The sequence below is a fragment of the Enhydrobacter aerosaccus genome, assembly GCF_900167455.1.
Classification (GTDB): Bacteria; Pseudomonadota; Alphaproteobacteria; order Reyranellales; family Reyranellaceae; genus Reyranella; species Reyranella aerosaccus.
In genome coordinates, this window is the sequence record NZ_FUWJ01000001.1 from 982,712 (window position 1) to 1,008,629 (window position 25,918).

27 protein-coding genes are annotated in these 25,918 nt (G+C 64.4%); 22 read left to right on the forward strand and 5 right to left on the reverse strand.

The genetic code is table 11. The features are described 5' to 3' along the window. Positions 1-2 precede the first annotated feature (2 nt). The gene (locus B5D62_RS04620; protein WP_085932611.1) at positions 3-977 is read right to left on the reverse strand and encodes a class I SAM-dependent methyltransferase; all 975 of its coding nucleotides are present in this window, start codon (positions 975-977) and stop codon (positions 3-5) included. A 24-nt stretch (positions 978-1,001) separates the two neighbouring features. Beyond that, complete coding sequence (locus B5D62_RS04625; RefSeq protein ID WP_085932612.1) at positions 1,002-2,054, reverse strand: alcohol dehydrogenase; 1,053 nt, start codon at positions 2,052-2,054, stop codon at positions 1,002-1,004. Between the two features lie 76 nt (positions 2,055-2,130). On the opposite strand from B5D62_RS04625, the gene B5D62_RS04630 reads away from it, so the two are divergent. The 15 genes from B5D62_RS04630 to B5D62_RS04700 all read left to right on the forward strand — a co-directional run bounded on the left by B5D62_RS04630 (position 2,131) and on the right by B5D62_RS04700 (position 18,283). Continuing rightward, the gene (locus tag B5D62_RS04630; RefSeq protein ID WP_419188770.1) at positions 2,131-3,318 is read left to right on the forward strand and encodes an ABC transporter substrate-binding protein; all 1,188 of its coding nucleotides are present in this window, start codon (positions 2,131-2,133) and stop codon (positions 3,316-3,318) included. A gap of 93 nt (positions 3,319-3,411) precedes the next feature. Next, the gene (locus B5D62_RS04635; protein ID WP_085932614.1) at positions 3,412-4,266 is read left to right on the forward strand and encodes a branched-chain amino acid ABC transporter permease; all 855 of its coding nucleotides are present in this window, start codon (positions 3,412-3,414) and stop codon (positions 4,264-4,266) included. Further along, entirely contained in the window at positions 4,266-5,231 is a 966-nt protein-coding gene (locus B5D62_RS04640) for a branched-chain amino acid ABC transporter permease (RefSeq protein WP_085932615.1), read from the forward strand. The genes B5D62_RS04635 and B5D62_RS04640 overlap by 1 nt, the downstream gene beginning before the upstream one ends. Next, positions 5,228-5,977 carry an ABC transporter ATP-binding protein gene (locus tag B5D62_RS04645; RefSeq protein WP_085932616.1) on the forward strand — a complete coding sequence of 250 codons (750 nt, stop codon included), beginning with the start codon at positions 5,228-5,230 and terminating at the stop codon, positions 5,975-5,977. The genes B5D62_RS04640 and B5D62_RS04645 overlap by 4 nt, the downstream gene beginning before the upstream one ends. Continuing rightward, entirely contained in the window at positions 5,970-6,677 is a 708-nt protein-coding gene (locus B5D62_RS04650) for an ABC transporter ATP-binding protein (protein WP_085932617.1), read from the forward strand. Before B5D62_RS04645 ends, B5D62_RS04650 begins: the two co-directional genes overlap by 8 nt. A gap of 163 nt (positions 6,678-6,840) precedes the next feature. After that, positions 6,841-8,016, forward strand: a complete 1,176-nt coding sequence (locus B5D62_RS04655; RefSeq protein ID WP_218190941.1) for an amino acid ABC transporter substrate-binding protein — start codon at positions 6,841-6,843, stop codon at positions 8,014-8,016. A 4-nt stretch (positions 8,017-8,020) separates the two neighbouring features. Further along, entirely contained in the window at positions 8,021-8,872 is an 852-nt protein-coding gene (locus B5D62_RS04660) for a branched-chain amino acid ABC transporter permease (RefSeq protein WP_085932618.1), read from the forward strand. Then, on the forward strand, positions 8,869-10,611 hold the full coding sequence (locus B5D62_RS04665) for a branched-chain amino acid ABC transporter ATP-binding protein/permease (RefSeq protein ID WP_139373722.1): 1,743 nt from the start codon (positions 8,869-8,871) through the stop codon (positions 10,609-10,611). Before B5D62_RS04660 ends, B5D62_RS04665 begins: the two co-directional genes overlap by 4 nt. Next, positions 10,604-11,308, forward strand: coding sequence for an ABC transporter ATP-binding protein (locus B5D62_RS04670; protein ID WP_218191001.1), 705 nt, complete (start codon positions 10,604-10,606; stop codon positions 11,306-11,308). Before B5D62_RS04665 ends, B5D62_RS04670 begins: the two co-directional genes overlap by 8 nt. Before the next feature lie 8 nt (positions 11,309-11,316). Next, positions 11,317-12,090 carry an FCD domain-containing protein gene (locus B5D62_RS04675; protein ID WP_085932621.1) on the forward strand — a complete coding sequence of 258 codons (774 nt, stop codon included), beginning with the start codon at positions 11,317-11,319 and terminating at the stop codon, positions 12,088-12,090. A 9-nt stretch (positions 12,091-12,099) separates the two neighbouring features. After that, positions 12,100-13,329, forward strand: coding sequence for a VOC family protein (locus tag B5D62_RS04680; protein ID WP_085932622.1), 1,230 nt, complete (start codon positions 12,100-12,102; stop codon positions 13,327-13,329). A 75-nt stretch (positions 13,330-13,404) separates the two neighbouring features. Beyond that, positions 13,405-15,741: a xanthine dehydrogenase family protein molybdopterin-binding subunit gene (locus B5D62_RS04685; RefSeq protein WP_085932623.1), complete on the forward strand. Its 2,337-nt coding sequence runs from the start codon at positions 13,405-13,407 to the stop codon at positions 15,739-15,741. 10 nt (positions 15,742-15,751) lie between these two features. Further along, positions 15,752-16,609 carry a DODA-type extradiol aromatic ring-opening family dioxygenase gene (locus B5D62_RS04690; protein ID WP_085932624.1) on the forward strand — a complete coding sequence of 286 codons (858 nt, stop codon included), beginning with the start codon at positions 15,752-15,754 and terminating at the stop codon, positions 16,607-16,609. Positions 16,610-16,620: 11 nt separating this feature from the next. Next, entirely contained in the window at positions 16,621-17,490 is an 870-nt protein-coding gene (locus B5D62_RS04695; RefSeq protein ID WP_085932625.1) for a fumarylacetoacetate hydrolase family protein, read from the forward strand. A 4-nt stretch (positions 17,491-17,494) separates the two neighbouring features. Continuing rightward, a complete protein-coding gene (locus B5D62_RS04700; protein ID WP_085932626.1) occupies positions 17,495-18,283 on the forward strand; it encodes an alpha/beta hydrolase in 789 nt (262 codons plus the stop codon). On the opposite strand, the gene B5D62_RS04705 is transcribed toward B5D62_RS04700, so the two are convergent. After that, entirely contained in the window at positions 18,280-19,227 is a 948-nt protein-coding gene (locus tag B5D62_RS04705) for a VOC family protein (RefSeq protein WP_085932627.1), read from the reverse strand. The genes B5D62_RS04700 and B5D62_RS04705 overlap by 4 nt on opposite strands. 64 nt (positions 19,228-19,291) lie before the next feature. Between B5D62_RS04705 and B5D62_RS04710 the strand changes: the two genes are divergently transcribed. Further along, entirely contained in the window at positions 19,292-19,624 is a 333-nt protein-coding gene (locus B5D62_RS04710) for a carboxymuconolactone decarboxylase family protein (protein WP_085932628.1), read from the forward strand. After that, complete coding sequence (locus tag B5D62_RS04715) at positions 19,621-20,550, forward strand: fumarylacetoacetate hydrolase family protein (RefSeq protein ID WP_085932629.1); 930 nt, start codon at positions 19,621-19,623, stop codon at positions 20,548-20,550. The genes B5D62_RS04710 and B5D62_RS04715 overlap by 4 nt, the downstream gene beginning before the upstream one ends. A gap of 21 nt (positions 20,551-20,571) precedes the next feature. Here B5D62_RS04715 and B5D62_RS04720 read toward each other — a convergent pair whose 3' ends face one another. Further along, positions 20,572-21,120: a VOC family protein gene (locus B5D62_RS04720; RefSeq protein ID WP_085932630.1), complete on the reverse strand. Its 549-nt coding sequence runs from the start codon at positions 21,118-21,120 to the stop codon at positions 20,572-20,574. A 187-nt stretch (positions 21,121-21,307) separates the two neighbouring features. After that, positions 21,308-21,757 (reverse strand): Hsp20 family protein, encoded by a 450-nt coding sequence (locus B5D62_RS04725; protein WP_085932631.1) that lies wholly within the window; start codon positions 21,755-21,757, stop codon positions 21,308-21,310. Between the two features lie 246 nt (positions 21,758-22,003). Here B5D62_RS04725 and B5D62_RS33285 point away from each other — a divergent pair, with 246 nt between their 5' ends. Genes B5D62_RS33285 through B5D62_RS04745 form a run of 5 tightly spaced genes read left to right on the forward strand, consistent with a single transcriptional unit; the run spans position 22,004 to position 25,912 of the window. Next, on the forward strand, positions 22,004-22,147 hold the full coding sequence (locus B5D62_RS33285) for a hypothetical protein (protein ID WP_170920781.1): 144 nt from the start codon (positions 22,004-22,006) through the stop codon (positions 22,145-22,147). Beyond that, positions 22,144-23,484 carry a siroheme synthase CysG gene (cysG, locus tag B5D62_RS04730; protein WP_085932632.1) on the forward strand — a complete coding sequence of 447 codons (1,341 nt, stop codon included), beginning with the start codon at positions 22,144-22,146 and terminating at the stop codon, positions 23,482-23,484. Before B5D62_RS33285 ends, cysG begins: the two co-directional genes overlap by 4 nt. Continuing rightward, complete coding sequence (locus B5D62_RS04735) at positions 23,484-23,798, forward strand: DUF2849 domain-containing protein (RefSeq protein WP_085932633.1); 315 nt, start codon at positions 23,484-23,486, stop codon at positions 23,796-23,798. Before cysG ends, B5D62_RS04735 begins: the two co-directional genes overlap by 1 nt. After that, positions 23,791-25,464, forward strand: coding sequence for a nitrite/sulfite reductase (locus B5D62_RS04740; RefSeq protein WP_085932634.1), 1,674 nt, complete (start codon positions 23,791-23,793; stop codon positions 25,462-25,464). The genes B5D62_RS04735 and B5D62_RS04740 overlap by 8 nt, the downstream gene beginning before the upstream one ends. Then, positions 25,451-25,912, forward strand: a complete 462-nt coding sequence (locus B5D62_RS04745) for a DUF934 domain-containing protein (protein WP_085932635.1) — start codon at positions 25,451-25,453, stop codon at positions 25,910-25,912. The genes B5D62_RS04740 and B5D62_RS04745 overlap by 14 nt, the downstream gene beginning before the upstream one ends. The last annotated feature ends 6 nt before the right edge of the window (positions 25,913-25,918 follow it).

The following is a 25,918-nucleotide window of genomic DNA, read 5'->3' on the forward strand; positions in this document are numbered from 1 at the left end:
TCCTAGCGAACGGCGCGGCTGACCTTGAACTTGTTATTGTCGGCCAGCGTCTCGAACGAGGTAAAGTGCGCCTTGAGCAGCGGCTCATAGGGCAGGCCGCGATTGGCGACCATGTAGAAATGGCCACCCGGCTTGAGCGCGCGAGAGGCGGCCTGGATCACCTGCTGGCCGAGCGACGGCGTGGAAGCCCGGCCGGTATGGAAGGGCGGGTTGCAGACGATGACATCGTAGGCCGTCGGCGCCGCCTCCGTGGTGAGATCCAGCCAATGGAAGCGTGCCCGCTTGTCCGCGACATTGGCGCGGGCCGCCTCGATGGCCCGACACTCGGCATCGATCAGGTCGATCTGAGCGACATCGGCGCAGCTCTGCAGGACGTGGCGCGTGAGATAACCCCAACCGCAGCCGAAATCGGCGACATGGCCAGCGAGATCATTCGGCAGACAACGGACGAGCAGGGCAGAGCCGTCGTCGATGCGGTCCCAGCTGAAGATGCCCGGTTGGCTGAGCCAGTTGCCGTCACCAACAGGCTGCAGCTGCGTCAGCGCCCGCCAGTAATCCGGCGGCTCCCGGTCCGTCCGGACAAGCCAGAACACGCGGCAATGGAACTTCGACAGCATGTCGACGAGACCGAACGCCTTGCCGACCTGCTTTTCAAGGCTGGCAGCGCCGTCCTCGTTGGCACCGGCGCAGACCAGCGTGCCGCGCGGTTCCAGCAAGCTCCAGCCGCGGGCGATATTGGCGAAGTTCTCTTCCTTGTGCTTGGTCAGCAGCACAAGTCCCAAAGGATAGGTGCCATCGTCCAGGCGCGGGACGACTGACCGGCCGGCCCGCTCGAGGCGCAGGAACTCAGGCCGAAACGATTGCTCGCAGTCGGCGCCGATCGGCGTCGGCATTTCGGCGCGCAGGAAGAAGGCGCGCTTCGGTTGAAGCGCGCCCAGTTCGAAGGCATGGGCGAGCGCCCGCCCGGCCTGGCTCACAATGACCTCGTCACAAGTCGGGTGTCAGGGAACGAGAACCGCCCGTCCCATGATCAGTCCCTTGCGCAACTCCTGCAGGGTGGTGTCCGCTTCGTCGAGCGTGCGTTTGATGATCGGCACCGGCGTCACCTTGCCGGCGGTCACGAGATCCATCATCTCTTTCATCTCGGCCGGACTGCCGGTGACGGAGCCGACGATCTGGCAGCCGGTGAAGGCGAACATCGGCAACGGGATGCTGAAGGTGCCACCGAACAGGCCGACGATGATCAGCCGCCCGCCGCGACCCAGCGCCCGCAGGCCGAACTGCGACGTGCTCTCGCCGCCGACGAAGTCGATCGCGGCACCGACGCCGGTGCCGCCCGTCAGCTCCATGACCTGCTTGCGCGCGTCCTTCTCTCGCGGATCGATGGCCGCCACGGCGCCGTTCTCGAGCGCGAGCTTGCGCTTGTTTGGGTCGATATCGGCGACGATCGGCTCGCGGCCCAGCACCGACTTGGCGAAGCGCACGCCCATCAGGCCGACGCCGCCGGCGCCGATGACGAGGATGGGCTTGCCGGCATCCTCGCCCTGCGCCTTCTTCACGGCGCTGAAGGCGGTGATGCCGGAGCAGGCATAGAGGCAGGCAAGCTCGGTCGGGATGTTGCCATAAGGGTAGAGATACTTGGCATGTGGCACCAGCACATGGTCGGCATAGCCGCCGTCGTTGTTCACGCCGAGCGCGCGCGGTGTCGGGCAGAGATGCTCGCGGCCGTTGCTGCAGTACCAGCAGGTGCCGCAGCCGATCCACGGATAGACAACGGCCTTGTCGCCGACCTTCGCGCCTTTGGCATCCGGACCGAGGGCCACCACCTCGCCGACGATCTCGTGTCCCATCGTGCGGGGCGGGTTCATCGTCTTCTGGGTCGAGACCTTGTTGCCGCCGCCCATGTCGAAGAAGCCTTCCCACAGATGGACGTCGCTGTGGCAGACGCCGGCGGCAGTGATCCGCACGAGCACTTCGGAGCCCTTTGGAGCAGGGGTGGGTTCCTCGACGCGCTGCAGCGGCTGGCCAAATTCGACGACCTTGTAGCTCTTCATTGGGCGACTCCCATAATTTCGTCGCCCGAGCATAGAGCATCCCGCGGCCATTTGTGCTAGTAGTTCGGCAACAAGAATGTTTGGGAGGAAAACAATGCGGAGACGTGCCCTCCTGGCGCTTATTGCCGCCGTTTCGGTTTCGTCTGGCGCCGCCGCGCAAGACACCGTGAAGATCGGTCTCATCCTGCCCATGACGGGGCAGCAGGCATCGACCGGCAAACAGATCGACGCGGCGGTGAAGCTCTATCAGGCGCTGAACGGCACGACGGTCGCGGGCAAGAAGGTCGAGGTGATCCTCAAGGACGATACCAGCGTGCCGGATGTCACCAAGCGGCTGGCGCAGGAACTCATCGTCAACGACAAAGTCGCGTTCCTCGCGGGGTTCGGCATCACGCCATCCGCGCTGGCGACGGCGCCGATCGCCACCCAGGCTAAGGTGCCGGAGATCGTCATGGCGGCGGGAACCTCGTCGATCACCGAGGCATCGCCCTATGTGGTGCGCACCAGCTTCACGCTGGCGCAGTCTGCGGTGCCGATGGCGGATTGGGCGGTCAAGAACGGCATCAAGAAGGTGGTGACCCTGGTCAGCGATTACGGCCCCGGCATCGATGCCGAGAAGTCGTTCAGCGACGAATTCAAGGCCAAGGGCGGCACCATCATCGAGAACCTGCGCGTCCCGATGCGCAGCCCCGACTTCTCGCCGGTCCTGCAAAAGGCCGCCGACGCCAAGGCCGACGCGCTGTTCGTGTTCGTGCCGTCGGGGGCCGGGGCGCAGTTCGTGAAGCAGTTCGTCGAGCGCGGTCTCGACAAGTCGGGCATGAAGCTGATCGCGACCGGCGACGTGACTGACGACGACCAGTTGAACGGCATGGGCGACGTCATGGTCGGCGTCATCAATGCCCACAATTATTCGGCCGCGCACGACAGCGCCGTGAACAAGGCCTTCGTCAGCGCTTTCAGGAAGGCCAACGGCGGCCTCCGCCCCAACTTCATGGCGGTGGGCGGCTATGACGGCATGCACCTGATCTACGAAGCCTTGAAGAAGACCAACGGCTCGACGGACGGGGCGAAGTTGCTCGAAGCGATGAAGGGGATGGCTTGGGAAAGCCCGCGCGGGCCGATCTCGATCGATCCCGAGACCCGGGACATCGTACAGAACATCTATGTGCGCAAGGTCCAGAAGGTCGATGGCGAACTCTACAATGTCGAGTTCGAAACCATTCCCAACGTCAAGGATCCGGTGAAGGCCGCGAAGAAGAAGTAGCTCCGAGGTGGCGCGCCGTTGCTCATCCGCTGAGATGCATCCCGCGCTGAAGCACCTCGGCGTGAGCGGCTCCTTCGAAAGAAGATCGTAGGCATGGCCACCATCCTGTTCGATGGCGTGGCGTACGGTATGCTCTTGTTCGTGCTGGCCTGTGGTCTGGCCGTCACATTGGGATTGATGAACTTCGTCAATCTGGCACACGGCGCCTTCGCGATGGCGGGCGGCTACGCGACCGTGCTGCTCATGGATCGCGGCGGCGTCCCGTTCCTGGCTTGCCTGCCGGCGGCCTTCCTCGTGGCGGCGGTGCTGGGCCTGGTCCTCGAGCGTACGCTTTATCGCCACATGTACCGGCGCAGCCACCTCGATCAGGTCCTGTTCTCGATCGGGCTCGTCTTCATGGCCGTCTCCGGCACGACCTGGGCGATGGGAGCAAGCCAGCAGACGATCAAGCTGCCGGCCTGGCTGACGGGTCGCGTCGACATGCTCGGGATGCATGTCGGCATTTACCGCGCCTTCATCGTCATCCTGTGCGGATTGCTGGCCGTCGGCCTGCAGCTTGGATTGACGCACACGCGGTTCGGCAGCCGGTTGCGTGCCGCGGTCGACGATGCGCGGGTGGCACGCGGCCTGGGCATTCCCGTCGGAACGGTGTTCGCCGTGACTTTTGCGGTCGGATCCGGTCTTGCCGGCCTCGGTGGCGCGCTGGGGTCGGAGATCCTGGGGCTCGATCCCAATTTTCCGCTGCGCTTCATGATCTACTTCCTGATCGTCGTCGCGGTCGGCGGGACGTCGGGCGTTGTCGGCCCGTTCATCGCCTCCTTGCTGCTCGGCATCGCCGATGTTGCCGGGAAGTACTACATCCCGGCCATCGGCGCGTTCATCGTCTATCTCGTCATGATCGCCGTGCTGGTGCTGCGGCCGCATGGCCTATTTGGCCGGCCGCGCTGATGTGGGTTGGGCAGGCTCTGGCGCGACGGGCGCGGTGGCGATGGGCGGAGATCGTGTTCTGGCTAGCGGCCTTCGCAGCGTTGTTCCTCCCGGCGGGCCGGCACCTGATCCTGAACGAGATTGCGATCCTGGCGCTGTTCGCTCTCTCGCTCGACCTGATCCTGGGCTACGCCGGAATCATCTCGCTGGGCCATGCCGCGTTCCTGGGGCTCGGTGCCTACGCGGCGGGCCTTCTCGCCAAGCATGTCACCGACGATCCGACGGTCGGGCTCGCCCTCGCGACCGTCGCCGCGGCGTCGCTCGGATTCGCCACCAGCTTCCTGGTGCTGCGCGGCAGCGACCTGACCCGCCTCATGGTCACGCTGGGGGTCGCGATGCTGTTGGGCGAGCTTGCCAATGCTCTTCCCGATCTCACGGGCGGCGCCGATGGTCTGCAGGGGGTGACCATGGGGCCGTTGCTTGGTCTGTTCGAATTCGATCTCTACGGCCGAGTGGCCTACGCCTACAGCCTGACGACGCTGTTCGTTCTGATGCTGGTCGCGCGGGCAGTGGTGTATTCGCCGTTCGGCCTGTCCCTGATGGCGATCCGGCGCAATCGCCTGCGGGCCTCGGCGCTCGGCGTGCCCGTGCATAAGCGATTGATCGCGGTCTACACGCTGGCGGCGGCCTTCGCCGGCGCGGCGGGCGCCTTGCTTGCGCAGACAACGGCGTTCGTCTCACTGGACTTCTTCGAGTTTCATCGCTCCGCCGATGTGCTGCTGGTGCTGATCATAGGCGGCGCGGGCTGGCTTTATGGCGGCATCCTGGGCGCCGTCCTGTATGAGGCCCTTCAGGACGCCCTGGCGGCCGTGACGCCGGAATACTGGCAGTTCTGGATCGGCCTGTTCCTCGTGGCGTTCGTCATGCTGGGACGCGAACGGCTGACCGGCGGCATGCGCGGCCTGTTGGCGAGATTCGGTCGATGACCGCGGCTCTGGAGACGCGCGGCCTCGCCAAGCGCTTCGGCGGCCTGGTCGCCACCCGGGATGTGTCGTTTACGCTCGAGCAGGGAGCACGGCACGCGCTGATCGGACCGAATGGCGCCGGCAAGACGACATTCGTCAATCTGCTGACTGGCGTCCTGCCGGCGAGCGCCGGTCGTGTCCTTCTCGCCGGCGAAGATGTCACTTCGTTGAGCGCCGAGGCGCGGGTGCGGCGCGGTCTCGTGCGGACCTTCCAGATCAACCAGCTGTTCGGCGATCTGACGCCGCTCGAAACCCTGGCACTTGCGATCGATGAGCAGCTGGGCCTGGGCGGTCGCTGGTCCCATGCGGTCGGGGGTGACGCTGTCGTGGCAGAAATCACGGCGGTGGCGGAGCGGTTCGGCCTCGCCGATGTTCTCGACAGCCGGACCGACACGCTGCCCTACGGCAAGCAGCGGTTGCTCGAAATCGCCGTTGCCTTCGCCTGCAAGCCTAAGGTCCTGCTGCTCGACGAGCCCGCCGCCGGAGTACCGGAGGCGGAGCGTCGTGACATTCTGGATGCGATTGCCGCTCTCCCGGTCGAGGTGTCGGTGCTGTTGATCGAGCACGACATGGACCTCGTCTTCAGCTTTGCCCGGCGCATCTCGGTCCTGGTCGACGGCGCACTGCTGGTCGAGGGCGAGCCCGAAGTCATCGCTGCCGATCCGCGCGTGCGCGCCGTCTATCTGGGCGGCAACGATCATGGCTGATCTGCTGGCTGTAACGGGTCTTCGCGCCGGCTATGGCCGTGCCGTGGTTCTTTCGGATGTGACCTTCCGGCTGGAAGCGGGCGAGGCCATGGCCGTGCTCGGTCGCAACGGCGTCGGCAAGACGACGCTGATCGACAGCATCGTCGGTGTCACACGTCGTTTCGATGGTTCAATCACTCTGGCGGGGCGGGAACTCGCTCCCTTGTCGCCGGAGGAGAGGGCGGGGCTCGGCCTCGGTTGGGTTCCGCAGGAACGCAACATTTTCCGATCGCTGACGGTCGAGGAAAACCTGACGGCGGTTGCACGACCGGGCGCGTGGACCGTGGATCGCATCTACGGAGTTTTTCCGCGTCTCAAGGAGAGGCGAGGGAATATGGGCGGAGCCCTGTCGGGCGGCGAGCAGCAGATGCTGGCCATCGGTCGCGCGCTTGCGACCAATCCACGACTGCTGTTGCTGGACGAGCCCACCGAGGGCCTGGCGCCGATCATCGTCGAGGAGTTGCTGTCGGCACTCGTCCGGCTTCTGCGGGCGGAAGGGATGGCGGCGCTCATTGTCGAGCAGCATGCGCACAAGATATTGCCGATCACCCGGCGCGCCTTGATCCTGGAGCGTGGCCGGATCGTGCATCAGGGAGCGAGTGCCGAATTGCTGGCAGACGCATCGCTGCTCGAAAGATTCCTCGGCGTTACCAGGCGGTAATCCAGATATTCGAAAACTTTCGAAACTTTCGAAAACCTGTTTACAGCCGGCGGGCGTTATCCCAACATCCAGGAAACGGCGCCGAAATAAAGAAGCGCGCCAGCTGGAGGAAGCGATGATCGAGCGGAAAGGTGCTTGGCGCCGTCGTCGGATATTGGCTGGAATGATGACAGGAGCAGCGGCGCTAGCGGCGCCGTCGATCCTGCGCGCCGCGCCGTCGGGCAAGCCGGTGAGAGTGGGAGGCACGCTGTCCCTGACGGGCTTCCTGGCGCAGACAGCGGCCATCCACAAGATCGCGGCCGAGATCATGGTCGACGAAATCAACGGCCGGAACGGCTTCCTCGGCCGGCCGGTCGAATACGTGCTGCTCGACGACCAGTCCAAACCGGAAGTGGCACGCAGCCTCTACGAGAAGCTGATCACGGTGGATAAGGTCGACCTCATCCAGGGACCGTATGCCACCGCGCCTATCCTGGCGGCGATGGGGGTCGCGCAGCGTTACGGCAAGGTGATGATCCAGAGCAGCATGGGCATTCCCAAGCTACAGACCTACGACCGCGCCTTCCCGGCGACGCCGTTCGGGCCGGAACCTGAGAAGACCTATCCGAACGTCATCCTCGATGCGATGGCGAGCCTGCCCAACCCGCCCAAGACCATCGTCGTGCTGAGCAGCAAGTTTCCATCGGCGCAGTTCATGGCCCAGGGCATGAGGGACCAGGCGGAGAAGAGGGGCGTGAAGGTCACGCTCTATCTCGAATACGAATCGGGCAATCGCGATTTCGGCGCCATCGCGGCGCGCGTCAAGGAGGCGAATGCCGATTTCCTCTGGGTCGGCTCGCTCGGGTTGGAGAGCAACCAGCTTCTCGAGGCGCTGCACAAGCTCGACTACAAGCCGAAGAACCACTTTCACCTTTACCCTGCGCCCGGCCCGCTTGCCCTGTCCCCGGACGGCGACAAGGCGCTGTGCTCGACCTTCCTCGAGCCGTCGGAGCCTTTCCTGAGCCGCCCCGGGGTTCGCCGTATCGCCGGGGAGTTCAAGGAGCGCGCGACCAAGGCGAACCTGCCTTATGCGATCATCGACGCCCAGGCAGCCGGGATGGTGTCGGAATGGCAGATCCTCGAAGCGGCGGTGAACGGGGCCAACAGCCTCGACGACAAGGCCATCGCCGATTGGCTGAAGAAGCATCGCGTGGAGACGATCTACGGCAGCCTTCGCTTCGACGGACCCTACAACCACGGCGGCGCCGCCCAGCTGATCAAGCAGGTGCAGGACAAGGAATGGAAAGTCGTGTGGCCGAAGGAGTTCGCCGCGCCCGGCGTGTCGCTGTTGGGCGCCTGAACGGATGCCGAGTGCGACGCTCCTCGGCCAGGCCCTGATCTCCGGCGTTCTCGCTGGCGGGATGTACGGGCTGCTTGCAATGGGCCTCAGCCTGAGCTGGGGCCTGCTGCGGCTGGTCAATCTCAGCCACTTCGCGCTGGCGTTCCTGTCGGCCTACATCGTCTACGAGCTCGGCACGAAGTACGGCGTTGCGCCGTGGTGGTCTGCTGCCATGGTCGTGCCGGTCATGTTCGGAGTCGGTGCCGCGCAGTACTGGCTGTTCGATCGCTTCCATGTGAACGAACTTGCCTCGCTGCTCATTACCTTCAGCTTCGCCGTGATCGTCGAGGCTGGCATCCAGATCTATTGGACGGCCGATTACCGCCGTTTCGAGACTCACTATTCCACGCTGTCGTTCAAGGTCGGGCCGTTCTTCGTCCCGGTGCTCGAACTGGTGTTGTGCGTGGTGGCGAGCGTGCTCGCTTGGGGTACGTGGATGTGGCTGCGCAAGACCTATGTGGGCAAGGGTCTGCGGGCCGCGGCGGAGGACGCCGACATCGCGGCGGCCTACGGCGTCGATCATCGGAAGCTGGCGTATCTTCTGTCGGGCATCGGTGCCGCCTATGCCGGCATTGCCGGGACCTTCATTGCCCTGATCGCGACGCTCGCCCCGGCGCAGATCTGGGCCTGGCTCGGCGTGGTATTCGCGGTGGTGATCATCGGACGGTTGGGAAACCCGCTGGGCGCTCTCCTGGCGGGCATGCTGATCGGCGCCAGCGAGTCGCTTGCCATGGCGGTCCTCAGCCCGGCCTGGGCGCCCGTCGTGTCCTTCTCCGTGCTGATCGTCATCCTGCTGTGGGATCCGGAATGGCTATGACGAACGCCCAAGGCCTGGCGAAGCTCGGCGCGGTTCTGGGCATCCTGGTTTTCGCGTTCCTGCCGGTCGCGGGCCTGCCGGCCTTCTACGATTCGTTCTTCTATCTCGTTTTCTTCTGGGTCTCGCTGGCGACGAGCTGGGCGATCCTCAGCGGCTTCGCCGGCTACTTCAGCCTCGGGCACGCCGCGTTCTTCGGCATCGGCATGTACACGACCGCTACTCTGGCGACCAAGTTCGAGGTGCCGGTCCTGCTGACCCTGCCGGTGGCAGCCGGCCTGTCGGCGCTGTTTGGCGTCACGATCGGCGCCGTCGTCTTCCGGCTGCGACGGCTGCGCGGGGAGCTTTTCGCGTTGCTGACGCTCTCGGTTACGTTCGTGATCGCAACCGTGATCCTGAACACGCCCATCGACGGCGGCGCCGGGATCTTCATGAGCGCGGTGCCGATCCCGGACCTCCTGCCGACGCCGACGGGCACGATCTATCTGCTGGGCTTCATCCTGTGTCTGGCCACGCTTGCCATTGCCTGGACAGTCGCGCATTCGCGGTTGGGCATGGGGCTTTATGCCATCCACGACGACGAGGACGTGGCCGAAGCCAAGGGGGTGCCGACCTTCAAGTACAAGATCGCGGCCTTTGCTCTGTCGGCCGGCATCGCCGGCGCTGTGGGCGGCGTCCACGCTCTCTATGTCGGCTTCATCACGGTCTCCGGGACCTTCGAACTGACGGTCCCGCTGTTCGTGGTCCTGATGAGCGTGATCGGGGGCTCTCGTCACTGGTTCGGTCCGGCCGTGGGCGCGACGTTCATTACAGTCCTTCTCTATGCCTTCATCAGCGGCGGGGAGGCGATGGTCGGCCGTGCCATCGTCGGCGCGATCCTGATCCTGTCGATCCTGTGGCTGCCGGATGGGCTGATTCCCGCCCTCAAGAAATGGCGGGTGAGGCGGGCCGTGTCGCAACCTCATCGTGCCGAGGTGGCGCCGGTCGTGCCGGCGGCCCGTCCGATCAAGGATCGGAATATCCTTGAGGTGCGCGCCGTCACGAAGCGCTTCGGCGGCTTGCAGGCCTTGGCCGGAGTCGATCTCGATGTACGCGAAGGGGAAATCGTCGGTCTCGTCGGACCCAACGGCTCGGGCAAGACCACGCTGATCAACGTCATCTCGGGACACTATCCGCTCACCACCGGCACCATTGCCGTGGACGGGGTGCAGATCGGCGCACTGCCGGCGCATGACATCGCGCGGCGGGGCGTGGCGCGGACCTACCAGATCCCGAGGCCGTTCACGAACATGACGGTGCTCGAAAACGTCGTTGCCGCCGCTGCCTTCGGCGGTCCCTCGCGGTCGAGCAAGGAAATCCGCGATGAAGCCTTGCATTGGATTGGCTTCACCGGCTTGTCGGGCAAGGAAGAGGTGCTGCCGGCGGGTTTGAACCTGCACGAGCGCAAATTCCTCGAACTGGCCCGGGCGCTTGCCGCCAAGCCCAAGTTGCTGCTGCTCGACGAGGTGCTGTCGGGCCTCAATCCGACCGAGGTCGACAATGCCATCCAGCTGGTGCGCGCGATTCGTGCCCAGGGTGCGACCATCGTCTTCGTCGAGCATCTGATGCGCGCCGTGGTGGAACTCTCCGACCGTGTCGCCGTCCTCAACGAGGGAAGGTTGTTCGCTCTCGGGGCTCCGCGCGAGGTGATGCGCGATCCGCGCGTGGTCTCGATCTATCTGGGCAAAGCCTATGCTGCTTGAGACTCGCCACCTTCACATCGGCTACGGCGATGCCCCTGCCGTCTGGGACGCGACGCTCGACGTCGATGCCGGAGAGATCGTCTCGGTGATCGGCCCCAATGGCGCCGGCAAGACGACGCTCATCAATGCCATCGCCGGTCTGCTGCGCTGTCGCCAGGGGGATCTGCGCTTCGACGGCGTGGACATGACGAACCTGAAGGCGCACGAATTCTGCGGCCACGGCATCGCGCTCGTGCCCGAAGGGCGCCGGCTGTTCGCCAAGATGTCGGTCGAGGAGAATCTCGAGCTCGGCTGTTATCTACAGGCCGCCCGAGCCGCACGGTCGGACTCCCTCGAACGGGTCTATGCGCTGTTCCCGGTTCTGCGGCAGAAGCGGCTGCAGCCGGCCGGCGAGTTGTCCGGCGGCCAGCAGCAGATGGTGGCGATCGGCCGGGCGCTGATGGCACGCCCGCGGATCGTGCTGTTCGATGAGCCATCGCTGGGCCTGGCGCCGGCGATCGTGGACGATATGTTCGACATCATCGTGCGGGTGCGGGACGATGGGGCCGCAGTCCTGCTAGTCGAGCAGAATGTGCTGAAGGCGCTCGGCATCGCCGATCGTGCCTACGTGCTGGAGCAGGGCCGTATCGTCGCTCAGGGGGTGCCGAACGAGCTTCTGGACCAGCCGCATATCCGCGAAGCCTATCTTGGAGTGTGAGAGGACCGATGGCGAAGATCCTCAAGATGCCGGTGGAAATTGTCGACAGATCGCCGGCGACGACGGCGCCGCAGGACGTGTTGCGCGAGGATGCGGCCACCTTCGAGGTGCTGCGCCAGATGCGCGAGGACATTCTGTGCTGCGTGCTGAAGCCCGATCAGCGCCTGCGGTTCGGCGAGCTGCGCCAGCGTTACGACACGTCGGTCGGCACGCTTCGCGAGGCGCTGTCGCATCTCGTCTCCGAAGGCCTGGCGCGAACGGAGGCAGGGCGCGGATTCTCCGTGGCGCCGATTTCCCTGGCCGATTTTCTCGATCTGTCCGAGCTGCGCGTCTATCTCGAGACGAGGACGCTGGCGGATGCCATCCGCAACGGCACCGACGCCTGGGAGGCGGAGATCGTGAGCTCCTACTTCCTGCTGTCGAAGCTCGGGAAGCCGACACCGGATGATCCTGTGAGTCTTAAGCGGGAATGGGGCAAACGGCACAAGCGCTTCCATGATGCGCTGGTCGCGACCTGCACGTCGCCCTGGTCGCTGCACTTCCGCAGCGAGCTGTTCGATCAGGCACGACGGTATCACTGGCTGACCATGATCCACGCCCGTTCGCGGCGGCGCAACGAGCATCTCGAACTGCGCGATGCCGTATTGGCGCGGGATGTCGATCTCGCCTGCAGCCTGATCGAAAGACACATACGGAACACGGTCGAACAGGCCGGGTCCGAAGTGCCGGGACTGACGCTCCATGCGGCGAATGCCCGGTCGTCACGGCGAACCAAGGGATAGGAGGAAGCGATGGATACGATTCAGCGCACATCGACCTACGACATTGGCGGCATCCGATATCCGCAGCCGTTCAAGATCCGTCGCCTCGGTCACTTCGGCTTCAACGTACCCGATCTCGATGCCGGCCTCGATTTCTATGCCGGCCTGCTGGGCTTTCGCATCACCGACACGCGGGACTTCAGCAAGATCGCGGGGCGCGAGGAGATGGCCAAGCGTATGCAGGATACGCGGATCGTGTTCATGAGCCACAACACCGATCATCACGCCTTCCTCCTGGCGCACAAGTCGATGGGGGCGATCTTCGGCGACGATGCCGTCTCGAAAGACGTAACGGTGAACCAGATCACCTGGCAGGTAGGGACGATGGAAGAGGTGTTCGCGGCGGCCGATTATTTCCGCGACAAGCAGGTCGAGATCCGGCGTGTCGGCCGCGACATGCCGGGCAGCAACTGGCACACCTACATCCGCGATCCGGACGGCCATACGGTGGAACTCTACTATGGCATGGAGCAGATCGGCTGGGATGGCCGCAGCAAGCCCGAGGCCATGTACTACCGTGCCTTTCGGGAACGCCCCGAACTGCCGCAGATCTCGGAAGAAACCGAGGTCCGCGAGGCGATCGCGAAGGGCGTCGACATCAATGCCGGCAATACCATCCGCGATCGATCCGACGAGGAATATGTCGTCGCCGGGGTGAAGTTGCCGCGGCCGTTCAAGATCGTGAATATCGGTCCGATGAGCCTGTTCGTTGCCGACGTCGGCGCTTCCGAGGCCTTCTACACGAAGACCATGGGTTTCGTGCGGACCGAGGTCGTGACCTACAAGGGCCATCGCTGCGTGTATCTGCGCAACGGCAGCGAGCATCACAGCCTGTCGCTGATGCCGAAGGCGCTGCGGGCCGAACTGGGGCTCAATCCGAATACATCGGTTGCGTCCATGGGCCTGCAGGTCGGCAGCTACCGCCAGCTCCGCGATGCCGTCGCCTTCCTGAAGAAGAAGGGTGTGCAGTTCACCGAGGCCATTCCGGCGGATCTCCATCCGGGCGTCGACTACGCCGCCCATATCGTCGATCCAGCCGGACACACCCTGATGCTCTACTATTACATGGAGCGCGTGGGCTGGGACGGTCAGCCGAGGCCGGCCGCGCAACGTCGGCCCGTGGCGAAGGAATGGCCGGAGAGCCTCGAGCCGATGTCGGACACCTATGCCGATCCCGTCTTCATGGGGCCGATCGGCTGACATCGAGCCATGACATGCGTTCGCCCGCGCGGTGAGCCAATCGTAGGGTCTGATTGTTCGGAGTGAGAGAGCATCATGAGCAAGTACGGTATCGGTCAACCTGTCCTGCGCTTCGAGGATCCGCGCCTGCTGCGCGGGCAGGGACGCTTCATCAACGACGTCAATCTGCCCGGGCAGGCTCATGCCGTGTTCGTTCGCTCGCCGCATGCGCACGCGAAGATCCGCTCGATCGACGTCGAGGCGGCAAAGGCCGCGCCCGGTGTCCTTGCCGTCTATACCGGCCACGATGTGGCGGCGGATGGGCTTGGTATGCCGAAGGCCAACATGCCGAGAAAGCGGCCCGACGGTAAGCCGATGTTCGCGCCGCAGCGGCCGCCGCTGGTGACGGACCGCGTGCGCTATGTCGGCGATCCGGTCGTCATGGTGGTTGCCGACACGCTGGCCCAGGCCAAGGACGCGGCCGAGCTGGTCGACATCGATTACGAGCCGCTCCCCTCGGTGACGGCGACCGAGGATACCGTGAAGCCGGGCGCGGCAGCGGTCTGGGACGAGTGCCCCGACAACATCTCCAACCATACGGAGCGCGGCAACAAGGCGGCGACCGACGAGGCAATCAAAACAGCGGCCAAGGTGATCAAGCGCCGCTACGTGATCACCCGGGTCCACGCCCAGTTCATGGAACCGCGTGGCACGCTCGGGACCTATGATCCGGGCGAGGATCGCATGACGCTGTACGCGGACGTGCAGTATCCCCACCGGGTGCGCAACATGCTGGCGCAGAACGTCTTCAAGGTGCCCGAGAGCAAGATGCGCGTGATCTCGGGCGATGTCGGTGGCGGGTTCGGTACCAAGGGCTGGCAGTATATCGAGCATCGCCTGACACTGTGGGCGGCACGCAAGCTCGTGCGCCCGGTGAAGTGGACGTGCGAGCGCAGCGAGGCCGTGATGGCCGACGAGCACGGGCGCGACAATATCGGCGAGATCGAGTTGGCCCTCGACAAGGACAACAACTTCGTCGCCCTGCGGCTCCATATGCTCGCCAATATCGGCGCCTATGTCGGATCGGACCGCAACCTGCTGTCGCCGTTCGGGATGATTGGCACGGTGCTGGGCGTCTACAGGATTCCCAAGGCCTACATCAATGTGGTGGGCGTGCTCAGCAACACCAACCCGACGGCTCCCTATCGCGGCGCCGGTCGGCCCGAGGCGATCTATTTGATCGAGCGGCTGATCGACGATGCCGCCCGCGAGCTGGGCCTGGACCGTGTCGAGCTGCGACGCAGGAACATGCTGCCGGAATCGGCCTTGCCGTATCAGAGCCCGGTCGGTCCGTTCTACGATTGCGGCCAGTTCGAGAAGAATCTGGACATGGCGTTGAAGCTGGCCGATGTCGCGGGCTTCGAGGCGCGCAAGGCCGAGTCGCAGAGACAAGGCAAGCTGCGCGGACTTGGCATCATCAACGCCATCGAGCAGGCGGCGGGAACGGCCCAGCCGGAATATGCCGAGATCCGCTTCAACCCGAGCGGTACCGCGGCACTGCTGATGGGCACCAAGGCCCAGGGGCAGGGACACGAGACGATGTTCAAGCAGATCCTGAACGAGCGGCTGGGCATCGATCCGGCCGACGTGCAGTTCATCGATGGCGACACCGACCGCGTGGCATTCGGCATGGGCACCAACGGTTCCCGCTCGACGGTGCTCGGTGGCTCGGCGCTCTTTTTCGCTGCCAACAAGGTGGTCGAAAAAGGCAAGAAGCTGGCCGGTCACCTGCTCGAGGCGGGTGAACAGGACATCGAATTCGCCGACGGCGTCTTCAAGGTCACGGGAACGGACAAGTCCGTATCGCTGAAGCAGGTGGCAATGGCCGCCTTCAATCCCACCAAATGGCCCAAGGGTGGCTTCGAGGGCGGGCTCTACGAGAACGCCACCTTCCTGGGGGAAAAGGACACCTATCCCAATGGCTGTCACATCTGCGAGGTCGAGGTAGATCCTGAAACGGGCGAGGTGAAGCTCGACCGCTATGCTGTCGTCGACGACGTCGGCACCGTCATGAATCCCATCGGTCTCAAGGGCCAGATCCACGGCGGCGTCGCACAGGGCGTCGGCCAGATCCTGAGCGAACAGGTGGTGTGGGACCGCGAGAGCGGCCAGCTCCTGACGGCGAGCTTCCTCGACTACGCCATGCCGCGCGCCGACATGATGTGCAGCATGGAGATCAAGTCGAATCCGGTGCCGACCAAGTACAATCCGCTCGGCGCCAAGGGGGCTGGCGAGGCCGGCACCGTCGGGGCTATGCCGGTGGTGATGAATGCGGTGATCGACGCCCTGGCGCCGCTCGGCGTGACGGATGTTCCCATGCCGGCGACGGCGCAGAATGTCTGGCAGGCCATTCGGCAGGCCACGGCGAAATAGGGAGGCGGCCTTGGGTGAAATCGTCGGCGCTGCGATCGTCTCACACCATCCGGGCCTCGTGCAGCCGAAGGAGATCCGGGTACGACGCGGCAATGGGCGCGATACCGACCTCATCGAAGGCTTCGACCGCGTGCGGGCGAAGATCGACGAGGTGAAACCGGATACGCTCGTGCTGTTCGATACCCATTGGATCACGACCGGCCTGCACCTGGTGGCGGGGGCGGCGCACTACAAAGGCTCGTACACGTCGTCGGAGCTTCCCTTCTCGATGTCTCGGTTTGCCTATGATCATCGCGGCGCGCCGGAACTGGCGGCCCTGGTCGAGCAGGTCGCGCAGGAGAGGAAGGTCGGCGCCCGGAACGTTACCGACGAAACGCTGCCGCTACAGTATCCGACGCTCAACGTGATCCATTATCTCGGCCGCGGCGAGAAGGTCTTGAGCGTCGGTACCTGCCAGACGGCACAGCTACGGCACTTCCTGCAGATGGGCGAGGTGATCGGCGAGGCGATCCGGCGATCGGACGCACGCGTCGTGCTGCTGGCGTCCGGCGCGATGAGCCACAAATTCTACGATCTGGACCATGTGCCGCCCAACCCGCGGGTCTGGCATCCCGACAACGTCTCCGATCCGGAGAACAGGGCGCTTGATATGGAAGTCCTCGATCTCTGGAAGGAGGGACGCCACGACATCGTCCTCCATCGCTTTCCGGAGCTGGAGAGGGCGAAGTACGAGGGACACGGCGCGCATTATGCGCAGATGATGGGGGCGCTGGGCGGTGGATCCTGCCGTGCCAGGGGCATCCAGCTTTCCGAGTACGAGAACGCTGCCGGCACCGGCAACGCGCATGTTTGGTTCGAGATTCAATAGAGGATGGGCAGATGAGTGCTTTGGAGGGAACGCGCAAGGAAATCCGTCACGTCATCAAGGACGGGAGCGCTTATTGGACGGAGTTCAAGGACGGCAAGATCGTCTTTGCCGACGGCCGGACCTGTGACGAGAAGGATGTCGTCCACCTGCCGCCATGCTCTCCGACCAAGATCATCTGTGTGCACGTGAACTACATCTCGCGCTACTACGAGTTCAACAACACGCGCGTTCCGCCCAAGACGCCCACCTACTTCCAGAAGCCGCTGACCGCTCTGAATGCGCACAAAGGCGAACTGATCCGGCCCGCCGGCTACAAGTACGTGAACTACGAGGGCGAGCTGGCAGTCGTGTTCGGCAAGGTGACGAAGAACGTCACACGGGAAGAAGCCTGGGACTGCATCGCTGGCTTTGCGCCGGCCAATGATTTCGGTTGCCACGATTTCCGCGACACCGATGCCGGTTCCATGCTGCGCGTGAAGGGCATGGACGGATTCTGCCCGATCGGACCGGGGCTCGTGTCGGGAGTCGATATCCGCAACTCCACGCTTCGTTCCTACCGCAACGGGAAAGTCGTTCAGGAGGGAGCGATCAGCGAGCAGATATTCGACTGCGGATACCTGATCGCGGACCTGGCGCGGCACATGACCTTCCTGCCGGGGGACATTCTTCTCACCGGCACGCCGGCGAACTCACGGCCGCTCGATGTCGGCGACACGATCGATGTTGAGGTGACGGGCGTGGGCCGGCTGTCCAACAAAGTCGTCGAGGCTCCGGCGCCCCGGTCCAGCGACGGCTTCCCGTCGAGCCCCGACAGCGAGGGTGTGCGGCGGGTGGCGCTCGGCAATGACGAGCGTCTGCCGGACAAGATGAAGGGACGCTAGCGGCATGCGGATCGTCATCTTCCTCTTCGCGATGATCGTGGCGATCCAGGCCCATGCGGGCGAATCGGTGCTGACCTTGACGCCCCGGCCAGGTGCCGTCTTGCGGGTGCTGACCGACCGGCCGGCCAATCCAGTCGGCAGCGTCATCCTCCTGGCTGGCGCTGACGGGATCCTCGATCTCGACGCGCAAGGCCATATCGGCACCAGCCTGCGGGACAACGAGGTCATCCGCACGCGCGCCTCCTACGTGAAGGCAGGCTACGCGACCTTCGCGCCCGATGTTGCGAGCGATCTGCGGGGCACTCAGGGCTTCCGATTTGGATCGAGCTATGCGGCCGATCTAGGGGCGGTGGTCGGCGAAGCGCGCAAGCTCGGCGTGCCGGTGGCCGTCATCGGGACCAGTCGCGGGGCGATCTCGATCGCAGCGTTGCTGCTGAAGCAGTCGGCTGCGCTGCCGGATGCCGCCGTGATCTCGTCGGGCGTCCTGATGGCGGACGCCGGGGAAGGGGGCAGCGCCAGCACGGTCGGGGATGTGGGCCGGATCCACATTCCCATCCTGCTGTTGAGGCATGTCCAGGATTCCTGTCCGGTGTCCCGACCGGAAGATGCCGACAGGTTCAAGGCCCTGCTTGTCGGAGCGCCCAAGGTGGACATCGTCACCCTCAACGGCGGCGGCCCCGCGACCCGCGGCGCCGACCGTTGCGGGTCGTCGCACTTCCACGGCTTCTATGGAATCGACGACCAGGTAGTCGCGGCGACCGTCACCTGGCTTCGCGCCAATATGCGGCGCTAGGGGCTGGCGTGGCCGAGAAAACGTTCCGGGGGATCTTCGCCCCACTGCGACTGGAAGCCTTCCTCGGCGCTGATCAGGTTGCCGCCGTTCGCGGCATTCAGGCGGTCGGTATCAGCCCAGCGTTCATGCACCCGACCCCACGGGTCGCACCAATAGTCATAGACCTGGCTGCCCAGAAGGTGACGGCCGATGCCCCACATATGGTCGTACTTGCCGAGCCCTTTCAGGTACTCGTGATCCTGGAAGATGGCGTCGACGTCCTGCGCCTCGAACGAGACGTGGTTGAGTCCGGTCTTGTCGTTGTGGACACAGAACAGGACGTGGTGATCGACGTAATCGTCGCCTCGATCGAGACGGCTGAAGGCGCCGATGATGTTGTCCTGGTCGCCGGCATAGACATCGTCGGATCGGATCATGCCGAGAGTGTTGCGAAACCAGGCGACTGTCTCCTTGACCTTCGGTGTGGCCAGAACGCCGTGACCGATCCGATGGACCGAGGTCGGCGATTTGGACAGCCGCATGACGCGGCCGGCGCGGCGATGGGGTTCGCTGCCCGAATTGAGGAGATCTCGCTCGATCTTGATCGGAGAAGCACTCTGCATGCCGGCGATGACTTCTATCTGATAGCCGTTCGGCTCGGTCAGGCGCACGCGCTTGCCGCCGCCGGGCTCGTCCAGGTTCTCGATTCCCGACGCCCCAGGCAGTCGCGCAAGACGCTCGAGGTCCTCCTCACTTCCGGCATGGTAGGCAAAGCCGATGAACTTGGTCCCGCCCTTATGGGTCACATGCAGATGGTGACGGTCGTTGGTCCCGCGCATATAGAGCGCGTCCGGCGTTCGTTCCGCGCGGATCAAGCCAAAGTGACTGAGGAACTCTTCCATTTCGTCGAGATCAGGCGCTTCCAGACGCGGAAAGGCGAAGTCTGCGACCTTGATTGCGGCCATTGTTTCCTCCCAAGCTTTTGTCGAACGCTATCCCGTCAACCGGCGACTGAAAAGGAGGATCATCATGACGAAAGCACCGGCTTCCAATCCCCGGGATCAGCTAAGGTCATTCGCGCCCAAGTTGATCGACCTTACCGAAAAGGTCGTCTTCGGAGACGTGTGGGAGCGGCCCGGCCTGTCCAAGCGGGATCGCAGCCTCATCACTTGTGCAGCGCTGGTCGCGCTCAACCGCACCGAACAGCAGCGCGGCCATTTTGCGCGCGCTATCGCCAACGGCGTGACGCATGACGAACTCGTCGAGTTGATCACGCATCTCGCATTCTATTCCGGCTGGCCGACCGCCATGTCGGCGGCGTTCGTCGCCAAGGAAGTACTTGGAGAGGGAGAGAAGAAGTGAAGCTTTGCTATTTCAATGATTACCGCCTGGGTGTGATCAAGGGCGATACCGTCGTCGACGTGACGGATGCGGTGAAGGACATTCCGCATCTGGATAACCGCGATCTGATCATCGGCCTCATCGCACGGTGGGACTCCCACAAGGCCAAGGTTGAGCAGGCGGCAGCGGCGGGGAAGGGCGTTTCTCTTGGCTCGGTCCGTCTGCGAGCGCCCGTCCCGAAGCCCGGAAACATCGTCTGCATGGCCGTCAACTACATGGAGGACGGCACGCTCAAGGAGAAGCCTCAGATCAATGCCTTCCACAAGGCGGCGACAGCGGTGATCGGCGACGGCGATACGATGGTGCTGCCGGACGTGCCGGCGACCATCTTCGAGGGTGAGGCGGAACTGGCGCTGGTGATCGGCAAGCGCGCCACCCGCGTGCCGCAGGCCGAGGCGATGAACTACATCTTCGGCTATACGTGTTTCATCGACGGCTCCGCGCGCGGCCTGCCGCCGCCGGGCAATGTCTTCTTCCAGATGAAGTCCCGCGACACCTTCGCGCCGATCGGGCCGTGCATCGTCACCGCCGACGAGATTCCTGATCCGCAGAACCTGGCCATCTCGCTGACCAACAACGGCCAGGTGATGCAGAAGTTCAATACCAACGACATGGCGCACAAGATCCCGCGCTGCATCGAATGGGCGAGTTCAATCCATACGCTGGAGCCGGGCGATATCCTTGCCACCGGCACCAACCATCGGGGTCTCAACGCCTTCATGGATGGCGACAAGATCGAACTGACGGTGGAGAAGATCGGCACGCTGCATGTCAGCGTGAAGGACGAACTGAAGCGCACCTGGGCGCGGACCACGCGGTCGCAGCACAAGGACAAGGGCGGCGAGGGACCACACACGCCGCAGCTTACCGGCAAGTACGCCAAATAGGCGTAGGGCCGGGCGTTCCAATCAAGGACGCGCGTCGAGCTTGGCCTGGATGCCCTGCATCCAGGCCTCGCGAGTCATGAATCCCGGACGCTGCCGGCACATGGCTTCGGTGCGTTGCTCGATCTCGCTGTTTGAAAGGTCGAGATCGAGCGGCTCGCCGCATGGTTGCGGCGTGTGGAAGGGCGTGTCGCAATACATCTCGACGGTATTGCCTTCCGGATCCTTGAAATAGAAAGCCCATGCGTTGCCGTGATCGGTCTGGCGCAGCTCGATGACTCCCGCGGCGGTCAGGGCCTGGCGATAGGCCTTCAGGTGGTCGAGTGAATCCAGGTGGAAGGAGATCTGGTTCACCGGGTTATAGGGCATTTCCTCCGGCCGGCCGTCGAACAGGACGAACTGGTGATGGCAGTCCGCGCTTTGGGTCATGAAGACGACCTGATTGCCCGTCTTGAGACGACCACGGTCGCTGATCACGAACCCCAAGGTGTCAGTGTAGAAGTCGACCATTCGGCCGATGTTCGTGGCGTGTAGTCCGAAATGTGTGAGCTGGGCATTGATTGCTTTTGGCATGGCTCGCTTCCCCCTTTGCCGGAAAGTGTAGCTCCTGGGCGGCAAGGCGGAAGAGGACGCCGAGATGGGGAGCCGGCGGCCGAAAATGCGAGTGCGAACGGGTATCGTACGCGCAAACGAAAGGCGCCGCGGTTGCCCGCGGCGCCCCTCATAGGAGCAACCTGGCTGCAGGTTGCCCTGAAGATCGTCAGTGCGTCAGCGCCGGCTTGTTCGCCTCGGCCTGGATCTGGATGGCACGGGGCTTCTTCTCTTCCGGGATCTCGCGCTGCAGTTCGATGGTCAGCAGGCCGTTGGCGAGCTTCGCGCCCGAGACCTTCACATGGTCCGCGAGCTGGAAGCGACGCTCGAAGTTACGGCCGGCGATACCGCGATAAAGGTACTGCTTGCCCTCGTCGTTGGTCGGTGCGGCCTGGCCGGTGACCAGAAGCTCGTTCTCTTTCTGGGTTACGTTCAGCTCGTTCTCGGCGAAGCCGGCAACCGCCATGACGATACGGTAGGCGTTCTCGCCGACCTTCTCGATATTGTAGGGCGGGTAGCCGTTGCCGCTGGTCTGGCCAGCCACGTTGTCGAGCAGATCGAACACCCGGTCGAAGCCGACAGTGGCGCGATAGAACGGCGAATAATCGAATCCACGCATAGTAGTCATCCTCCTAGCTGAGCGATGTCAGAAATCCCCGCCCCGGATGGGCACGGCGGACACCAGCAAATTTAGGAAGGGTGCGGCGGGCTTCAAGAGGGCCGAGTGGAGGGCGGGAGAGCAATTTTTTCTGCAAATGGTTCTGGGCAGCAGATTTTGCCAAGACCCTGGAAACCTTCGGAAATTCCCGCCCTGGCGGACATGCGAAAAAGCGCCAGATCGAGAGTACGAACAACGGGCGGAGTGATGGCCCTTATCGACCAGTTTTCCCCGACAGCCTGGCAGGCCTTTTACGAGCGGCATCCGAATGCCGTTCTGTGGCTTGTGGGGGCGGTGCAGGTCGCGGCAATGCTGGCGCTTGGCGTACTGCTTCGCTGGCTGCTGGCATGAAGCACCTGCCATTCTTCTTCAACCTCGTCGGCCGCACCGTGGTCGTCGTGGGGCAGGGTCACGCTGCCGATCGCCGGGCGGCTCTGGCCGCTTCGGCGGGGGCCGCGGTCAGGCGGGTCGAGGCGCTCGTCGTGGACATGCTTGCCGATGTGTCTGCAGTGTTCGTCGCCACTGGGGACCCGGCACGTGACGCCGCGGCAGCTCAGGTCGCGCGGCGGGCACGCGTACCCGTCAATGTCGTCGACCGCCCAGGTCTGAGCGATTTCATCATGCCCGCCATCGTCGATCGTGGCGATATCGTCGTGGCGATATCGAGCGGCGGTGCGTCGCCGACGCTGGCGACGATGCTGCGGACGCGAATCGAGACAGTTCTGCCCGAGCGCATCGACATTCTCGCGAATCTGGCAAAGGCATTCCGAGCGCAGGTCAATGCCCTGATCGGCGAACCGGGGCGACGCCGGGCATTCTGGCGGAGGGTCGTGGAGGGCGCGGTTGGACGCTTGGCGCTTGCCGGCGATGTTCCGGCCGCCCGGCGCCTCATGCTGAGCGAACTCGATAGTGCCCGGAACGATCGGCCGGCGATTGGTATCGCCCATATTGTCGGCGCCGGACCTGGCGATCCCGATCTTCTGACCGTGAAGGCGGTTCAATTGCTGCAGGAAGCCGACGCCATTCTGCACGACGATCTCGTGCCGCCGGCGATCCTCAAGCGCGCGCGGCGGGACGCGGATCTGCTCGCCGTCGGCAAGCGCAAGGGCCACACGGGCTGGACGCAGCGTGCGATCGAGGCGGAGATGATCCGTCGTGTGCAGGCCGGCCAGACGGTCGTGCGGCTCAAGGCCGGCGATCCGTTCATCTTCGGCCGTGGCGGCGAAGAACTCGAGGCGCTACGGGCCGCCGGTCTACCAGCCACCGTCGTACCCGGCATCACGGCTGCTCTGGGGACGGCGGCGTCGGTAGGGATCCCGCTGACGCACCGCCGAATCGCCTCCGCCGTGACCTTCGTGACGGGCCATGTGGCCGAGGGCGGACAGGCACCCGCTTGGCCGGCGCTCGCCGCGCAAGGACATACGGTTGCGATCTATATGGGCGCAACCGAGGCCGCCGCGGTGCGGGATCGCCTGCTGGAGGCCGGTGCCCCTCCGCAGACGGCGGTCGCAATCGTCGAAAACGGCACGCGGCCGGATGAACGAATTTCGGTGGGCTGCCTGTCCGATCTGCCCCGACTGGCTGCTGCTCATACGCCGACTGGCGGCGCCGGGCCCAGCCTCATCATCGTGGGCGATGTGGTGTCACTCGCCCATATCCACGAACAACCCGTAGCTCAGGTGTCCTGATGGCCAAGAATCTCAGCGGCGATCTTCAAGTGGCGTCCGCCAACCGCCTTGTCGACGGCGCTGTCGTGTTCCTCGACGGCGCGGGCCAGTGGACGGAACGTCTGGAGCGGGCGGAGGTCGCGCGCGACAAGCGGTCGGCGGAGATCCTGCTCGAGCGGGCGAAGACCGAGGCATTCGACATCGTCGATCCCTTTCTGGTCGCGGTCAGTGAGGACGACGACGGGCGTATCGAGCCGCTGTCCTTGCGCGAGAAGATCCGGGCGTCGGGGCTGACCTTCGCTGCCATCGCTGCCGATGCGGTGCGTTATGCCTGACACCCATTTTTACCGGTATGACGATTACGACCGCTCGCTGATCGCGGAGCGGGTCGAGCAGTTCCGCGACCAGGTGCGCCGTCGGTTGGCGGGCGAGCTGACAGAGGAGCAATTCAAGCCCCTCCGACTGACGAACGGCCTTTATCTGCAGCTGCATGCCTACATGCTGCGGATCGCCATTCCCTACGGCACGTTGTCGTCGCGCCAGTTGCGCAAGCTTGCCGATATCGCGCGGCGATTCGATCGCGGCTATGGTCACTTCACGACCCGTCAGAACCTGCAGCTTAACTGGATCAAGCTGGAGGATGCGCCGGACGCGCTGGCGGCGCTGGCCGAGGTCGACATGCATGCCATCCAGACCTCGGGCAACCTGATCCGCAACGTCACGGCCGATCACTTTGCCGGCGCGGCCGTCGACGAGATCGAGGATCCGCGCATCTGGTGCGAGATCATTCGCCAGTGGTCGACGTTTCATCCCGAATTCAGCTTTCTGCCGCGCAAGTTCAAGATCGCCATCACCGGATCGCCGAACGACCGTGCGGCCGTGCGCGTTCACGATGTCGGCCTGCGCCTGTGGCGCAACGACCAGGACGATGTCGGGTTCGAAGTGATCGTCGGCGGCGGTCTCGGTCGCACGCCTCTGATCGGCAAGACCCTGCGCGAGTTCCTGCCGAAGGAAGAGTTGCTGGCCTATCTCGAGGCGACGCTGCGCGTCTACAATCGCTATGGCCGGCGCGACAACCTCTACAAGTCGCGCATCAAGATCCTGGTCCACGAGGTCGGCGTCGAGAAGGTGCGCGAGGAAGTCGAGGCCGAGTTCGCCGCGATCAAGGACGGTGCGCTCAAGCTGGCGCCGGAGACGATCGAGGCGATCGCCCGCCAGTTCGCGCCGCCGCCTCTGAGGCCCAAGCGCACCCGCGTACCGGAGGTCGAGGCGCTGAAGCTCGAGGATCGGGACTTCGCGCTGTGGCTGATCTCCAACACCGCGCCGCATCGTGTGCCGGGGCACGCGATCGTGACGGCGTCGTTGAAGCCGGCCGGCGCGCCGCCGGGCGACGCCAGCGCCGTCCAGATGGAAGGCATCGCTGATATCGCCGATCGTTATAGCCAGGGCGAGATCCGGGTGAGTCACGAGCAGAACCTGGTTCTGCCGCACGTGGCGATCGAGGATCTCCCGGCGGTCTACAAGGCGCTTCGGCGGCTGGGCTTTGCCGAGGCCAATGTCGGCAAGATCACCGATATCATCGCCTGCCCGGGACTCGACTACTGCGCGCTGGCCAATGCCCGGTCAATCCCCGTGGCACAGCGCATCTCCCTGCATTTCGCCGAGCTCGCCCGCCAGCACGATATCGGCGATCTGAAGATCAAGATCTCTGGCTGCATCAACGCCTGTGGTCATCACCATGTTGGCCATATCGGCATCCTGGGCGTCGACAAGAACGGCGTCGAGCTCTACCAGATCAGCCTCGGGGGCGATGTCGATTTCGGCAAGACGACGCTCGGCACCATTCTCGGGCCGGCGGTGGCGGCCGACAAGGTCGTCGAGGCGGTGGACGCGCTGGTGGCGACCTATCTCGAAACGCGACGCACGGGCGAGCGCTTCGTCGACACCTACCGGCGCATCGGCGCCCAACCATTCAAGGATCGAGTCTATGGCGCTGTATAGGGAAGGGGCGATCGAGCCGGTGGCCGACGAGGGTCCGGTTCCGGTCGCTTTCGCCGAATGGCTGAAGGATGGAAAAGCGCCGGCCGTGTCGCTGGCGAACACCGATCCGGTCGAGGCGCTGCAGCCCCATCTCGGCGGGCTCAGCCTGATCGTGCTGCACTTTCCCAAGTTCAGCGACGGCCGCGCCTACAGCCAGGCGCGCCTGCTGCGCGAACGGTTCGGCTATCGCGGCGAATTGCGCGCAACCGGCGGCGTGCTGCGGGATCAGTTGCCGTTTCTGCTGCGGTGCGGCTTCGACTCGTTCGAGAGCGAGCAGACGGGATTCGGAGAGGCCCTGGCTTCGGCACGCACGCTGTTCAGCGTCGTCTACCAGCCGACCGGCGACGGTCGTGCCACAGCGTCCCAGCTGAGGCTGCAGCGCCGCAACGTCCGACTGGCAGCGGACTGAGCCGGC

Bases quoted from the DNA above. Each gene is read 5' to 3' on its own strand.
- B5D62_RS33285 (WP_170920781.1), top strand. From the start codon at position 22,004: ATGGCCCTTATCGACCAGTTTTCCCCGACAGCCTGGCAGGCCTTTTAC.
- B5D62_RS04635 (WP_085932614.1), top strand. From the start codon at position 3,412: ATGGCCACCATCCTGTTCGATGGCGTGGCGTACGGTATGCTCTTGTTC.
- B5D62_RS04685 (WP_085932623.1), top strand. From the start codon at position 13,405: ATGAGCAAGTACGGTATCGGTCAACCTGTCCTGCGCTTCGAGGATCCG.
- B5D62_RS04720 (WP_085932630.1), bottom strand. From the start codon at position 21,120: ATGCCAAAAGCAATCAATGCCCAGCTCACACATTTCGGACTACACGCC.
- B5D62_RS04705 (WP_085932627.1), bottom strand. From the start codon at position 19,227: ATGGCCGCAATCAAGGTCGCAGACTTCGCCTTTCCGCGTCTGGAAGCG.
- B5D62_RS04735 (WP_085932633.1), top strand. From the start codon at position 23,484: ATGGCCAAGAATCTCAGCGGCGATCTTCAAGTGGCGTCCGCCAACCGC.
- B5D62_RS04650 (WP_085932617.1), top strand. From the start codon at position 5,970: ATGGCTGATCTGCTGGCTGTAACGGGTCTTCGCGCCGGCTATGGCCGT.
- B5D62_RS04640 (WP_085932615.1), top strand. From the start codon at position 4,266: ATGTGGGTTGGGCAGGCTCTGGCGCGACGGGCGCGGTGGCGATGGGCG.
- B5D62_RS04655 (WP_218190941.1), top strand. From the start codon at position 6,841: ATGATGACAGGAGCAGCGGCGCTAGCGGCGCCGTCGATCCTGCGCGCC.
- B5D62_RS04630 (WP_419188770.1), top strand. From the start codon at position 2,131: ATGTTTGGGAGGAAAACAATGCGGAGACGTGCCCTCCTGGCGCTTATT.
- cysG (WP_085932632.1), top strand. From the start codon at position 22,144: ATGAAGCACCTGCCATTCTTCTTCAACCTCGTCGGCCGCACCGTGGTC.
- B5D62_RS04740 (WP_085932634.1), top strand. From the start codon at position 23,791: ATGCCTGACACCCATTTTTACCGGTATGACGATTACGACCGCTCGCTG.
- B5D62_RS04665 (WP_139373722.1), top strand. From the start codon at position 8,869: ATGACGAACGCCCAAGGCCTGGCGAAGCTCGGCGCGGTTCTGGGCATC.
- B5D62_RS04725 (WP_085932631.1), bottom strand. From the start codon at position 21,757: ATGCGTGGATTCGATTATTCGCCGTTCTATCGCGCCACTGTCGGCTTC.
- B5D62_RS04710 (WP_085932628.1), top strand. From the start codon at position 19,292: ATGACGAAAGCACCGGCTTCCAATCCCCGGGATCAGCTAAGGTCATTC.
- B5D62_RS04625 (WP_085932612.1), bottom strand. From the start codon at position 2,054: ATGAAGAGCTACAAGGTCGTCGAATTTGGCCAGCCGCTGCAGCGCGTC.
- B5D62_RS04695 (WP_085932625.1), top strand. From the start codon at position 16,621: ATGAGTGCTTTGGAGGGAACGCGCAAGGAAATCCGTCACGTCATCAAG.
- B5D62_RS04700 (WP_085932626.1), top strand. From the start codon at position 17,495: ATGCGGATCGTCATCTTCCTCTTCGCGATGATCGTGGCGATCCAGGCC.
- B5D62_RS04660 (WP_085932618.1), top strand. From the start codon at position 8,021: ATGCCGAGTGCGACGCTCCTCGGCCAGGCCCTGATCTCCGGCGTTCTC.
- B5D62_RS04680 (WP_085932622.1), top strand. From the start codon at position 12,100: ATGGATACGATTCAGCGCACATCGACCTACGACATTGGCGGCATCCGA.
- B5D62_RS04675 (WP_085932621.1), top strand. From the start codon at position 11,317: ATGGCGAAGATCCTCAAGATGCCGGTGGAAATTGTCGACAGATCGCCG.
- B5D62_RS04745 (WP_085932635.1), top strand. From the start codon at position 25,451: ATGGCGCTGTATAGGGAAGGGGCGATCGAGCCGGTGGCCGACGAGGGT.
- B5D62_RS04645 (WP_085932616.1), top strand. From the start codon at position 5,228: ATGACCGCGGCTCTGGAGACGCGCGGCCTCGCCAAGCGCTTCGGCGGC.